Source organism: Nocardioides exalbidus, assembly GCF_900105585.1.
GTDB lineage: Bacteria > Actinomycetota > Actinomycetes > Propionibacteriales > Nocardioidaceae > Nocardioides > Nocardioides exalbidus.
In genome coordinates this window covers 372,156-385,184 of sequence record NZ_FNRT01000002.1, presented here as the reverse complement: position 1 = coordinate 385,184, position 13,029 = coordinate 372,156, and the positions used below count along the sequence as shown (strand labels likewise).

The following is a 13,029-nucleotide window of genomic DNA, read 5'->3' as shown; positions in this document are numbered from 1 at the left end:
CTCAGGCGTCGACGGCGCGCACGCGCAGCACGCGCGCCTCCTCCGGGTGCAGGACCGGTAGCGCGACACCGGCCACGGCCAGCAGCCGACCGGTGAGCGTCGACCCGGAGGCCGACCAGGAGTCGGTGAGGTCGGCTCCGCCCGGTCCCGGGGGCAGCTCCTCCGTCAGGCGGTAGAGGCGGTCCGGGTCGAGGCCGGTCAGTCGCAGCGCCGCCGGGTGCTGCGTGTCGGTGGACGCGACGGTCGCGACGACGTACCACCCCTCGGTGCGGTCCGCGGCGACCACGCCGGTGACGAGCACGGCGGGGTCGGCGTGGTCCGGGTGCACCAGCGTGCCGGTGCCGATGAGGGGACGGACGCGCTTGTGCAGCTCGATCCACGACGCCAGCTCGCCCAGGGCGGTCTCGTCGAGCCCGGTCATGTCCCACTCGATCCCGAAGTGGTGCAGCAGGGCGGTGGCGGCGCGGTAGCGCAGGGTGTGCGTCCGCTCGGTGGTGTGGGAGGTCGGAGGTCCGACGTGCGCGCCGATCAGCTCCGGGGGCACCAGCAGCGAGGTCCAGCGCTGCAGGTGCTGGCGCTCGAGGGGGTCGTTGGTGTCGCTGGCCCAGACGCGGTCGGTGCGTGCCAGCACGCCGGCGTCGACCCGCGCCCCGCCCGACGAGCACGACTCGATCTCGAGCGATGGATGGGCCGCGCGCAGCTCGTCGAGCAGCGTGTAGGTCGCCAGGGTCTGTCCGTGGACCGCCGGGCGGCCGTCGTGGGTGACGTCGGTGAGGTCGCGGTTGTGGTCCCACTTGAGGTAGGCGATGTCGAGCTCGTCGAGCAGGGCCAGGAGCGCGTCGCGCAGGTCGGCGTAGGCCGCCTCGTCCTGGAGGTCGAGCACCTGCTGGCGCCGCCAGGCCGGCGGCACGGCCGCTCGCCCGCGCAGCACCCGCTCCGGGTGCCGTCGTGCGGTCTCGGAGTCGGGGCTGACCATCTCGGGCTCGACCCAGAGGCCGAACTGCATGCCGCGCCCGGTCACGTGCTCGACGAGGGGTCCGAGGCCCTGCGGCCACACGTCGGGGTCGACGGTCCAGTCACCGAGGGCCGTGGTGTCGTCGCGCCGGCCGAGGAACCACCCGTCGTCGAGGACGAAGCGCTCCACGCCGACCGACGCCGCGACGTCGGCGAGCTCGGCGAGCCGCTCGAGCGACTGGTCGAAGTAGACCGCCTCCCAGGTGTTGGCGATGACGGGTCGCTCCGTGCGGGCGCGCGGCGTGATCGCGCGGAGGTGGGCGTGGAAGCGGTGGCTGAGGGGGTCGAGGCCCGCCGGCGACCAGGAGCCGAGCAGCTCGGGGGAGCGGTAGGTCTCGCCCGTGGCGAGGACGACCTCGCCCGGTGCCAGCAGCTCGCCGCCACCCAGCAGGCAGTCGCCCTCGGGCGTGCGCTCGGCGTAGTGGGTGTGGTTGCCGCTCCACGCGGTGTGGACAGCCCACGCCTCGCCGGCGCCGAAGGAGAAGCCGGGCGTCCCGGCGACCAGGAGCAGGGTGGCGTCGTGGCCCGTACGACCGTGGCGGGCGTCGCGCCGGTGGGTGCCCTGCACCCACGGGTGCCGCTGGGGCGTGCGCTCCTTGCACCAGCGGCCGGTGAGGTCGAGGAGCTCGGTGGCGTGTGCTGCGACCGGGAGCGACGTGAGGACCGACGAGAGGTGGAGGTCGCCGGCCACGGTGTTGGTCACGCTCGTGCGGGCGTGCAGGAGGCCACCCTCGTCTAGGGCCAGCTCGACGTCGACCTGCCACCCGGCCTCGTCGTCGACCGAGGTGCAGGTGAGGGTGTCGCCGTCACGCTCCACGGTCCAGTCGACCAGGCTGGGCGCGGCCGCGCGCGCGTCGCCGCCGACGCGGTGACCGGCCAGGCCGGGGGTGCCGCTGAACCCCCGCGTGCCGTCGGGGACGAGCCCGGTGCGGCGCGGGAGGTCGTACGACGACCGCGAGACGCCCGGTCGGCGCGCGACCTCGAGCGCGAGCAGGGTGGCGTCGTCGACGTCGCCGAGGCCGGCACCCCAGTGGAGGACCACGGGGACGCCGGACGCGTCGCGACCGACGACGAGGCTCACGCCCGACCGTGAGAGGTGGGTGGGGACCGACTCGTTCACGCGTCCTCCGCCGTGTCGAGGTCGTCCATGTCGGCGGGGTCGACGACCACCAGCTCGCCGACGTGGTCGGCGAGCGCGCCGCTGGCGTGCGCGGAGAGCCCGGAGTCGGTGACCAGCACCGACGCCTCCGAGAGCCCGGCCATGCTGCTGAGCCCGACCACTCCCCACTTGCTGGAGTCGGCGAGCACGATGAGGCGGCGCGAGCGCTCGATCATGGCGCGGTTGGTCTCGCTCTCGAGGAGGTTGGGGGTGCTGAACCCGGCGCGCACGTCCATGCCGTGCACCCCCATGAAGAACGCGTCGACGTGCAGGGTGCGCAGCGACGAGACCGCGACCGGACCGACGAGCGCGTCGGACGGCGTGCGGAGCCCGCCGGTGAGCAGCACCGAGGTCGTCGCGTCGCCGGTGCGGTGCAGCACGTCGGCGACCCACACGGAGTTGGTGACCACCGTGAGGTTCGGGATGCGGGCGATGTGCTCGGTGAGGGCGTGGGTGGTGGTGCCGGCGGAGACCGCGATGGCCATGCCGGTGTGCACGAGCGTGGCGGCGGCGGCGGCGATCGCCTCCTTCTCCTGCCGCAGCTGGACGGACTTCGCGGCGAACCCCGGCTCGGACGACGACGGCTCGGCCACGGCGAGCGCGCCGCCGTGGACCTTCTCGAGGAGGCCGTCGCGGTGCAGCGCGACGAGGTCGCGGCGCACGGTCATGTCGGAGACCCCGAGCAGCTCGACGAGGTCGGTGACGCGCACGGTGCCGTCGCGGCTGAGCTCGGCCAGGATCCGGCTCCGTCGCTGTGCGGCGAGCATCAGGCGCTCCGACCCGGCGCCGGTGCCTCGCGGACCACGGCGACACCGCCGGCCGGCACGACCAGGTCGCCCGCGACCTCGTGACCTCGCACCAGCTCGACGCCGTGGACCGGCACGGAGGCCGGACCGGTGTCGTGGTTGACCACGAAGAGCCAGCTCGCGTCCTCGCCCACGCGCCGGGTGACCTCGACCGAGGCGGATGCGCCGGGGAGCCGCTCGAGGCCGGCCTCCTCGACCACCTGCGCCACCAGCCGGTCGGTGCCGGCCTCGTCGAGGCGGGTGGCGACGTACCACGCGGCGCCGGAGCCGACGTCACGCCGGGTGACCGCCGGCTTGCCGACGGCGGGCCCGTCGACGTGGGACGCCACGACCTCGGCACCCGCCAGCTCGAGGTCCTCGGCCCACACGTCGGCGCCCACGGCCCCGTCGCCCAGCCCCTCGACGCGGACCTGCTCGCCCTCCATCAGCGGGAGGAACTCGGTGGTGCGCACGCCGAGCAGGTCGCGGAACGCGCCGGGGTAGCCGCCGAGGCGGATGTGGTCGTGCTCGTCGACGATCCCGCTGAAGTAGGTGATGACGACCGTCGCCCCGGCCTCGGCCGCGGCCGTCAGCGCGGCCACCGTGGCGTCCTGGACGAGGTAGAGGGTGGGGACGACGACGAGGTCGTAGCCCGCGAGGTCGGTGCCGGGGTGCACGACGTCGACCCCGACGCCGTGGGCCGAGAGCGCGCGGTGCAGGTCCTCGGCACGGTCGCGGTAGCGGACGTCGACGCTCGGGTGGGAGTCGAGCTCGCAGCCCCACCAGGCCTCGTAGTCGAAGAGGATGGCGGCCCGGTTGCGCGCGGTGCTGCCCGCGACCTCCTCGATCGCGTCGAGGGTGCGCGAGAGCTCGACGACCTCGCGCCACTGGCGGGTGTCGGTGCCGGCGTGGGGGAGCAGCCCGGAGTGGAACTTCTCGGCCCCCGCGCGCGAGGCGCGCCACTGGAAGAACAGGACGGCGTCGGCGCCGCGGGCGACGTGGGTGATGCTGTTGCGGATCATCTCGCCGTCGACCTTGGCGCGGTTGCGCGGCTGCCAGTTCACCGCGCTGGTCGAGTGCTCCATCAGCAGCCACGGCTTCCCGCCCGCGGTGCCCCGGGTGAGGTCGGCGCTGAAGGCGAGCTCGCGGTGGCCGGTGGGCTCCGCGGAGATCAGGTAGTGGTCGTTGGACACGACGTCGAGCTCGCGTCCCCAGCGCAGGTAGTCCATCTCCATGGTCTGGCGCATGACCATGAAGTTGGTGGTCACCGGGACTCCCGGCGAGACGCGGTGCAGCACGTCGCGCTCGGCGACGAAGTTGTCGAGCAACTGGTCGGAGGAGAACCGCAGGAAGTCCAGCTGCTGAGTGGGGTTGGCGTGGGTGGGAGCGGACCGGGGCGGGAGCACCTGCTCGAAGTCGTCGTAGCGCTGCGACCAGAAGGCGGTGCCCCAGGCGTCGTTGAGCCGGGCCACGTCGTCGTCGTACCTCCGGCGCAGCCAGGTGCGGAACGCCACCGCGCTCACGTCGCAGTAGCAGCGGGCGTTGTGGCAGCCCAGCTCGTTGGACACGTGCCAGAGCGCGAGGGCCGGGTGGTCGCGGTAGCGCTCGGCCAGCGCGGTGCACAGCGCCAGCGCGTGCTCGCGGTAGACCGGGGAGCTGGGGCAGAACGCCTGACGCCCACCCGGCCACAAGGTGGTGCCGTCCTGCGTCACCGGGAGCATCTCGGGATGCTGCCGGGCCAGCCACGGCGGCGGGGACGCGGTCGCCGTCGCCAGGTCCACCCGCACGCCCGCGGCATGGAGCTCGTCCATCTGCTCGTCGAGCCAGGCGAAGTCCCACTCGTCCGGCCCGGGCTGGAGCCAGGCCCACGAGAAGACGCCGAGCGTGACGAGGTCGACCCCCGCCTCCCGCATCAGCGCGCGATCCTCGACGTGGGCGGCGCGGGGCCACTGCTCGGGGTTGTAGTCACCACCGAAGGCCAGTGCGGGCAGGGGAGTCGGCATGCGGTCACTGTGGCGACCCTCACATGTCAAAGTCAACGTCTTGAGGTGGAAAAGAGTTCGGAACTGTTCGATCTGGTCGGAAATGCGGGGTGTTTCACCCTTGACGGGTCTGTGGTGGCCGTCACATGCTGTCCGTCCCTGTTGGTTTTTGTCTTCTGGAGGCCGTCGTGTCCCGTTCCCGTTCCAGCGCCGTACCCCGGTCCACCGTCGCCACGATGTCGGCCACGCGTCGCTCCGTGATGCGCGGCATGGCGCTCAGCGGCCTCGCCGTCGGAGGCGCCAACATGCTCGCCGCGTGCGGTGGCGGCGACGAGGGTCCGGCCACCGGCTCGGGCGCCTCGGTGAAGTTCGGCATCAACGAGGCGGAGGGCTCGGGTCCGGCCTACGACCGGCTCAAGGCCATCGCCGACACCTACGCCAAGGAGACCGGCACCGAGGTCGCGCTCAACGCGGTCGACCACAACACGTTCCAGGAGAGCATCAACACCTACCTCCAGGGCACGCCCGACGACGTGTTCACCTGGTTCGCGGGCTACCGGATGTCGCAGTTCGCCGACAACGGGCTGATCACCGACCTCAGCGACCAGTGGCCCATCGACGGCCTGGGCGACTCGTTCAAGCAGGCGGCCACCGCCTCGGACGGCAAGCAGTACTTCGTGCCGATCAGCTACTACCCGTGGGCGGTCTTCTACCGGAAGTCGGTCTTCGAGAAGAACGGCTGGACCGCGCCCACCACCAACGACGACTTCATGGCCCTGATGGACGACATGCAGGGCAAGGGCATCACCCCGTTCGCCTTCGGCGACAAGGACGGGTGGCCGGCGATGGGCACCTTCGACATCCTCAACATGCGCCTTAACGGCTTCGACTTCCACATGAGCCTCATGGCGGGCACGGAGAAGTGGGACGGCGACGAGGTCAAGCTGGTCTTCGACACCTGGCGCAAGCTGCTGCCCTACCACCAGGCCGACCCGCTCGGTCGCACCTGGCAGGAGGCGGCCACCTCGATGGGCAAGGGCGACTGCGGGATGTACCTCCTCGGCACCTTCGTCGTCGACGGCCTCGGTGAGAACGGCGAGGACCTCGACTTCTTCACCTTCCCCGAGCTCGACTCCTCGATCGGCGCCGACGCGCTCGACGCCCCGATCGACGGCTTCTGCGTCTCGGCCGCGGGCAAGAACCAGGAGGCCGGCAAGGCGATGGCGAAGTGGCTGGGCAGCGCGGCTGCCGCGGACGCGGGCAACAACGCCGCCGACGCGCCCTTCATCGCCGCCAACGACGGGGCCAGCACGTCGACCTACAGCGACCTGCAGAAGAAGTCGGTCGAGGTCGTCAGCGCGGCGGCCAACATCGCGCAGTTCATGGACCGCGACACCAACGCCGACTTCGCCAACACGGTGATGATCCCGTCCATCCAGGACTTCCTGAAGGACCCCAACGACATCGACGGGGTCACGGCCAGCATCCAGGAGCAGGCCGCCTCGATCTTCGGCTGACGCATGACCGACATCGACACGGCGCCGCAGGACGCGCCGACCGAGGGGAAGGCGCCCCGCTCGCGGGGCGAGCGCAAGCTGGCCGGACGGGACCGGTGGACCGTCATCGCGATGGTCACCCTCCCGACCGTGCTGGTCGTCGGCCTGGTCTGGGTCCCGGCGCTGGGTTCTGTCCTGCTGTCCTTCACCAAGTGGAACGGCTTCGGCGGGCTCGACACGATCGAGTGGGTCGGCCTGCAGAACTACGAGGACATCGCCACGATCTACCCGCCGTTCTGGCCGGCGATCCAGCACAACCTGATCTGGCTGGTGTTCCTGTTCGTCTTCCCGACGATGCTCGGCGTCCTGCTGGCGGTCGTGCTCGACCGCGAGATGAAGGGGAGCCGGTTCTACCAGACCGCCTTCTACATGCCGGTCGTGCTGTCACTGGCGCTCATCGGCTTCATCTGGCAGCTGTTCTACTCACGTGACCAGGGCCTGATCAACCAGGTCCTGGGCACCACCGTGGACTGGTACGGCGATCCCGACATCAACCTGTGGGCGGTGCTGGTGGCGACCGCCTGGCGCCACACCGGCTACATCATGCTGCTCTACCTGGCCGGCCTGAAGGGTGTCGATGCGTCGCTGCGCGAAGCGGCGGCGGTCGACGGCGCCAGCGAGGTGAAGACGTTCTTCCACGTCATCTTCCCGGTCATGCGGCCCATCAACATGATCGTGATCGTCATCGTGGTGATCGAGTCGCTGCGGGCCTTCGACCTGGTCTGGGTGATCAACAAGGGCCGCAACGGTCTCGAGATCATCGCCGCGCTCGTCAGCCAGAACGTGATCGGGGAGGCGACGAGGTACGGCTTCGGGTCGGCGCTCGCCGTGATCATGATGCTCATCTCGTCGATCTTCATCACCCTCTACCTGCGGGTCGTCTTCCGCGAGGAGCGCAACCGATGACCGAGACCGTGGTCGCCACGACCCCGCCGAAGGCGTCCGGCAAGTCCCCTGCGCCCCGCTCGGGCGGCGGGCTGAACAGCCCGCGCGGAACCGTCGCGACGGTGATCATGGCCGTCCTCGCGCTGCTGTGGCTGTTCCCGCTGGTGTGGGCGTTGATCAACTCGTTCCGCGACTACGACTACACCCAGGCCAACGGCTACCTGTCCTTCGGCGGCTGGACGCTCGACAACTACCGGGAGGCCTGGGAGCGCGGGAACTTCGGCCTGCACTTCAAGAACTCGCTGCTGATCACGGTCCCCGCCGTGCTGCTGACGCTGTGGCTGTCGTCGATGGTCGGCTTCGTGCTCGCCCGGTTCAGCTTCCGGCTCAACCTCACCCTGCTCGGCGTGTTCCTGGCCGCCAACCTGCTCCCGCCGCAGGCGCTGCTCATCCCCATCTTCCGGATCTTCCGCGAGATCCCGCTGCCGATGTTCATGAGCGACTCCGGGTCGATGCTCAACAGCTTCTGGTCGCTCATCCTGATCAACACCGCGTTCCAGCTGGGCTTCTGCACGTTCGTCCTCAGCAACTACATGAAGACGTTGCCGCACGAGATCTACGAGTCGGCCGAGCTCGACGGAGCGAGTGTCTGGCGGCAGTACTGGCAGCTCACCATGCCGCTCGTACGACCCGCGCTGGCGGCGCTCGCCACCTTGCAGGTGACCTGGGTCTACAACGAGTTCTTCTGGGCGACGGTCCTGCTCCAGCAGGGCGACAAGTACCCCGTGACCTCCGCGCTCAACAACCTGCGCGGCCAGTTCTTCACCGACACCAACTTGGTCGCGGCGGGCTCGATCCTGGTGGCGCTGCCGGTGCTGGTGGTCTTCTTCGCGCTGCAGAAGCAGTTCGTCTCCGGCCTGACCCTGGGCTCGACCAAGGGCTGACGCGGGAGGGCGCGCGGGGGCGGGGCCGAGGTTCGGGTCAGTAGCCGACCCAGGCTCCCGCGCGCATCACCCGCAGCACGTCGAGGTCCGCGTCCAGCACGACCAGGTCGGCACGTCGTCCCGCCTCGACCGCGCCGACGTCGGCCAGCCCCCACACGCGGGCGGGCGTCGTGCTCGCTGCCCGAACGACGTCGAGCAGCGGCAGCCCGGCCGTGCGAACGGCGTAGCGCACCGCCGCGTCCATGGTGAGGGTGGAGCCGGCGATGGCGCCGTCGCCGCCGGACGAGGCGAGGCGGGCGACCCCGTCGCGGACCTCGATCGCCATCGGGCCCAGCGCGTAGTCGCCGTCGGGCGCACCCGCGGCCGCCATCGCGTCGGTGACCAGCACGCACTGGTCGGGCTTCGCGGCAAACACGGTGCGCAGGACCGCCGGGTGCAGGTGCACGCCGTCGGCGATCAGCTCGACGTCGACGGGGGAGTCGAGGAGCGCGCCCACCGGGCCGGGCTCGCGGTGGTGGAGCGGGCGCATCGCGTTGAAGAGGTGGGTGCCGAGCCGGGCGCCCGCGTCGAGCGCCTCGCGGGAGACGTCGTACGTCGCATCCGTGTGGCCGATCGCGGCGACCACCCCGCGCTCCGCGAGCTGCCGGACGGCGTCGATGCCGCCGGGCAGCTCGGGGGCGAGGGTGACCATCCGCACGGCGCCGCCGCCGGCGTCGAGGAGCGCCTCGATCGCGGCCGGGGTCGGCGCGGCGAGTGAGCCGGGTTGGTGCGCTCCTGAGCGCTGCGGGCTGAGCCACGGCCCCTCGAGGTGCACGCCGGCGAGGTGGCCGTCCTCGACCAGCAGGGCGAGCTCGCGGACGGCGTCGGCCATCCGCTGCGGGGTGTCGGTGACGAGGCTGGCGGCCATCGACGTGGTGCCGTGCGCCAGGTGCGCGTCGGCGACGGTGGCCGCCGCGTCCGCCGTACCGGTGTCGAAGCTCGCGCCGCCTCCACCGTGGACGTGCAGGTCGATGAAGCCGGGGACGACGGTCGCAGCGCCGAGGTCGACGTCGGGGGTGCGCGGTGGCGTGCCCTCCCCGACCTCGGCGATGCGGTCGCCGTCGAGGCGCAGCCACCCCGGCGCGAGGATCCGCGCCGGGGTGACCACCTGTGCTGCGGCGAGGAGCACGTCAGGCCTTGTTGTCCTGCTCGAGGATCGATCCGCCGGCGACGTCACCCTCGTCCTCGCGGCCGGGGGTCTTCAGGTTCCACTTCCGGATCACGAACCGGAACAGGAAGTAGTAGACGACCGCGTAGGCCAAGCCGATCGGGATGATCAGCAGCGGCTTCGTGGCGATGTTGAAGTTCAGCACGTAGTCGAAGAGTCCGGCGGAGAAGCCGAACCCGTCCTTGATCCCGAGCGCGTTGACCAGTGCCATCGACGTGCCGGTGAGGACGGCGTGGATGACGTAGAGCGGGAATGCCACGAACATGAAGGCGAACTCGAGCGGCTCGGTGACGCCGGTGAGGAAGGCGGTCAGCGCGGCCGAGAGCATGATGCCGCCGACGAGCTTCTTGTTCTGGGGCTTGGCCTCGTGCCAGATGGCGATCGCGGCGGCGGGCAGGGCGAACATCATGATCGGGAAGAAGCCGGTCATGAAGGCTCCGGCAGTCGGGTCGCCGTGCAGGAAGCGTTGGATGTCACCGTTCCAGACGGCGCCGCTGCTGTCGGTGTACTCGCCGAAGACGAACCACGGCGGGTTGTTGAGGATATGGTGCAGGCCCAGCGGGATGAGCAGGCGGTTGAGCGTGCCGTAGATGAAGCCGCCGAGGACGGCGTTGCCGGTCACGGACTCGCCGAGCCAGGTCAGACCACTGTCGAAGGCCGGGTAGACGAAGCTCATCAGCACCGAGATCACCAGCATCGCGAAGGATGTGATGATCGGGACGAAGCGTCGACCACCGAAGAAGGCGAGGTAAGGCGGGAGCGAGATCCGGTGGTACCGCTGCCACAAGAAGGCGCTCACGAGACCAGTGACGATGCCGCCAAGGACGCCGTACTGGATGCCGTCGGTACCGAGCTTCGCGGCGTCGACAGTCGATCCCTCGACGATGTAGGGAGACATCACGTTGCCGACGCCCTTGAAGACCAGGTAGCCGACCACTGCAGCGAGGGCTGTCGAGCCGTCCGCCTTCTTGGCCATACCGATCGCGATGCCGACCGCGAACAGCAACGGCAGGTTGTCGAACAAGGCCCCACCGGCAGCGCCGATGACGGCCGCGACGTTGTCCCAGCCCAGCCCGTCGGCGCCGAGCAGGTCGGCGGAACCCAGGCGCAGGAGCAGTGCCGCCACGGGGAGGGCCGCGATCGGGAGCATCAGGCTGCGCCCGAACTTCTGGATCGGCGCGAGGTTGATCTTGCGCTTCGTGGTGCCGCCCGCGGCGGCGTCGGTTGTGGTCATGAGGACCGTTTCCTTCCGGTGGTGCTGTTCGTGCCTGCCCGAGAGCCAGGCCTCCCACTGGCGCCCGGGGTGGCGCCGAGGTTCATGTGCACCTGGTAGCGGTCGCCGCGATAGCGCGAGACGACGTGCTCGACCGGGGTGCCGGCCGCGCTGGACACGCGGCGGAAGACGAGGAGCGGGGTGTGGGTCGGGGCCTCGAGGCGGCGCGCGGTCGCGCCCTCGGCCGCCTCGCCCCACAGGGTCTGCTCGGCGGCGTCGATGACGAGGCCGTAGCGCGAGGCGAAGAGCGTGTAGAGGGAGCCGGTGAGGTCCTCGGTGTCGAGGTCGGGCAGCAGCGCCTGGGGGTACCAGCCCTGCTCGATCGCCATCGGCGCGCCGTCGGCCAGGCGCACGCGGTCGATGCGCCAGGCGGTGCCGCGGGCGCCGAGGCGCAGCGAGCGGGCCACCTCGGCGGGCGGCCGCTCCTCGTCGACGAGCATCAGGCGCGTGGAGGGCTCGAGACCGCGACGGCGCATGTCGTCGGAGAACGACGCCAGGTGCAGGTGGCTCTCGACGCGGGGACGCGCGACGAAGGTGCCCTTGCCCTGGATCCGGTGGAGCAGGCCCCCGCGACGAGGCTGTCGATCGCCTTGCGCACGGTGGCGCGCGAGACGTCGTACGTCGCCATCAGGTCGCGCTCGGACGGGATGGCCGCGTCGGGACCGAGGTCGCGGGTCGCGAGCTCGGCCAGCACGTCGCTCAGCTGGACGTGCTTGGGCCGCGGGCCGTCGTCGATCCTGCGGGCCATGCGCCGCCTTACCATCGGTGGTCCGTATTGGTACGGTCTGGTACGTACCAGTTGACGAGCATGGTGGTGGCGCGGTCGAGTTGTCAAGGACAACCCCACACGGTCGACCCGGTGTCACCGGACGAAAGGCACACGACATGAGCAGCAAGGCAGAGCAGATCCTGGCCGGACTCGGCGGAGCCGACAACGTGGTCGAGATCGAGGCGTGCATCACCCGGCTCCGCACCGAGGTCAAGGACGGGGCCCTCGTGGACCAGGCCGCCCTCAAGGCCGCCGGCGCGCACGGCGTGATGGCGAGCGGCACCGTCGTCCAAGTCGTCGTCGGCCCGGAGGCGGACAACCTCGCCGACGACATCGAGGACCTGATGTGACCGACGTGCTGTCCCCGTGCGCGGGGAGGGTCATCGCCATGGTCGATGTCCCCGACCCGGTCTTCGCCGAGGAGATGGTCGGCCCCGGCGTGGCCATCGAGCCGGCCGCCGGCCCGGTCACCGTCGTGTCGCCGATCGCCGGCAAGGTGCTCAAGGTGATGCCCCACGCCTTCGTGGTGATGGGGGACGGCGTCGGCGTCCTGGTCCACCTCGGCATCAACACGGTCCGCCTCGACGGCGAGGGCTTCGAGGTCGTCGCCGAGCAGGGCAGCGAGGTCGCCGCCGGCGACCCGATGATCACGTGGGACCCGTCCGCCCTCCCCGCGACCGCCGGCGGCCAGGACGTGTCGCCCGTGGTGCCGGTCGTGCTGATGGACGCCCCGAAGGGCTCGGTCTCGAGCGACGCGATCGGCGGCGACGTGGTCGCGGGCGACCTGCTGTTCGGCACCGCATGACGGGCGCCCCCGCGGGCATCTCGGCACTCCTGCTCGACCTCGACGGCACCCTCGTCAACTCCGAGCCCCTGCACCGCGAGGGCTACCGGATCTACTTCGCGGAGAAGGGCTGGGACGTCCCCGACCTGACCATCTTCACCGGCCGCAGAGCGCTCGACGTGCTCGAGGCCGAACCCGGCCCGTGGTCCGGCCACGACCCGCAGGCCGTGCTCGACGAGATCCTCGAGCACGTCCCCGACGAGGATCCCGACCCCGTGGCGGGTGCCCGTGAGCTGATCCTCGGCGCCCGCGCCACGGGCACGCCCGTCGCGATCGTCACGAGTGCTCCACCCTCGTGGGTCGAGCGCTCCCTGGCCTCGCTCGGGCTCGGTGTCGGCAGCGTCGACCTGGTCGTCACCGCGCTCGACGTGTCGGCAGGCAAGCCCGATCCGGAGGGCTTCGCGCTCGCCTGCGAGCGCCTCGGCGTCGACCCCGCCGCGGCGGTGGCGGCCGAGGACTCGCCCGCGGGCATCCGCGCCGCGCTCGCCGCCGGTGTGCGGCGCGTGCACGGGATCACGACCACCCACGACGCCGCGGAGCTCCGCAGCGCCGGGGCGGTCGAGGTGCACGACGACGCGCGCCCACTGGTGGACCTGCTCGACTGAGGTCCC

At 71.2% G+C, this 13,029-nt stretch carries 13 protein-coding genes; 6 read left to right on the top strand and 7 right to left on the bottom strand.

What is annotated here, in order from left to right; translation table 11 throughout:
* Window position 1: 1 nt before the first annotated feature.
* The 3 genes from BLV76_RS02245 to BLV76_RS02235 are packed head-to-tail and all read right to left on the bottom strand — an operon-like array spanning window position 2 to window position 4,961.
* The gene (locus BLV76_RS02245) at window positions 2-2,095 is read right to left on the bottom strand and encodes an alpha-galactosidase (protein ID WP_245734508.1); all 2,094 of its coding nucleotides are present in this window, start codon (window positions 2,093-2,095) and stop codon (window positions 2-4) included.
* Window positions 2,096-2,130: 35 nt separating this feature from the next.
* Window positions 2,131-2,940 carry a DeoR/GlpR family DNA-binding transcription regulator gene (locus BLV76_RS02240; protein ID WP_090967667.1) on the bottom strand — a complete coding sequence of 270 codons (810 nt, stop codon included), beginning with the start codon at window positions 2,938-2,940 and terminating at the stop codon, window positions 2,131-2,133.
* Window positions 2,940-4,961, bottom strand: a complete 2,022-nt coding sequence (locus tag BLV76_RS02235; protein ID WP_090967666.1) for a beta-galactosidase — start codon at window positions 4,959-4,961, stop codon at window positions 2,940-2,942. The genes BLV76_RS02240 and BLV76_RS02235 overlap by 1 nt, the downstream gene beginning before the upstream one ends.
* Window positions 4,962-5,128: 167 nt before the next feature.
* Between BLV76_RS02235 and BLV76_RS02230 the strand changes: the two genes are divergently transcribed.
* The 3 genes from BLV76_RS02230 to BLV76_RS02220 are packed head-to-tail and all read left to right on the top strand — an operon-like array spanning window position 5,129 to window position 8,325.
* Entirely contained in the window at window positions 5,129-6,457 is a 1,329-nt protein-coding gene (locus tag BLV76_RS02230; RefSeq protein ID WP_217630238.1) for an ABC transporter substrate-binding protein, read from the top strand.
* A 3-nt stretch (window positions 6,458-6,460) separates the two neighbouring features.
* Window positions 6,461-7,402 (top strand): carbohydrate ABC transporter permease, encoded by a 942-nt coding sequence (locus BLV76_RS02225; RefSeq protein WP_090967664.1) that lies wholly within the window; start codon window positions 6,461-6,463, stop codon window positions 7,400-7,402.
* Entirely contained in the window at window positions 7,399-8,325 is a 927-nt protein-coding gene (locus BLV76_RS02220) for a carbohydrate ABC transporter permease (protein ID WP_175539540.1), read from the top strand. Before BLV76_RS02225 ends, BLV76_RS02220 begins: the two co-directional genes overlap by 4 nt.
* Before the next feature lie 37 nt (window positions 8,326-8,362).
* On the opposite strand, the gene nagA is transcribed toward BLV76_RS02220, so the two are convergent.
* From nagA to BLV76_RS22750, 4 genes are read right to left on the bottom strand one after another with little or no spacing between them, the layout of a single operon-like run.
* A complete protein-coding gene (gene nagA / locus BLV76_RS02215; protein ID WP_090967663.1) occupies window positions 8,363-9,493 on the bottom strand; it encodes an N-acetylglucosamine-6-phosphate deacetylase in 1,131 nt (376 codons plus the stop codon).
* Window position 9,494: 1 nt separating this feature from the next.
* Complete coding sequence (locus tag BLV76_RS02210; protein ID WP_090967662.1) at window positions 9,495-10,766, bottom strand: PTS transporter subunit EIIC; 1,272 nt, start codon at window positions 10,764-10,766, stop codon at window positions 9,495-9,497.
* Entirely contained in the window at window positions 10,763-11,281 is a 519-nt protein-coding gene (locus BLV76_RS22755; protein ID WP_217630237.1) for a GntR family transcriptional regulator, read from the bottom strand. The genes BLV76_RS02210 and BLV76_RS22755 overlap by 4 nt, the downstream gene beginning before the upstream one ends.
* Window positions 11,245-11,553, bottom strand: a complete 309-nt coding sequence (locus tag BLV76_RS22750; RefSeq protein WP_217630236.1) for a GntR family transcriptional regulator — start codon at window positions 11,551-11,553, stop codon at window positions 11,245-11,247. The genes BLV76_RS22755 and BLV76_RS22750 overlap by 37 nt, the downstream gene beginning before the upstream one ends.
* A 137-nt stretch (window positions 11,554-11,690) precedes the next feature.
* Between BLV76_RS22750 and BLV76_RS02200 the strand changes: the two genes are divergently transcribed.
* The 3 genes from BLV76_RS02200 to BLV76_RS02190 are packed head-to-tail and all read left to right on the top strand — an operon-like array spanning window position 11,691 to window position 13,023.
* Window positions 11,691-11,924, top strand: a complete 234-nt coding sequence (locus BLV76_RS02200; protein WP_090967661.1) for a PTS sugar transporter subunit IIB — start codon at window positions 11,691-11,693, stop codon at window positions 11,922-11,924.
* A complete protein-coding gene (locus BLV76_RS02195; RefSeq protein ID WP_090967660.1) occupies window positions 11,921-12,379 on the top strand; it encodes a PTS sugar transporter subunit IIA in 459 nt (152 codons plus the stop codon). Before BLV76_RS02200 ends, BLV76_RS02195 begins: the two co-directional genes overlap by 4 nt.
* The gene (locus tag BLV76_RS02190; RefSeq protein ID WP_090967659.1) at window positions 12,376-13,023 is read left to right on the top strand and encodes an HAD family hydrolase; all 648 of its coding nucleotides are present in this window, start codon (window positions 12,376-12,378) and stop codon (window positions 13,021-13,023) included. Before BLV76_RS02195 ends, BLV76_RS02190 begins: the two co-directional genes overlap by 4 nt.
* Window positions 13,024-13,029: the final 6 nt, after the last annotated feature.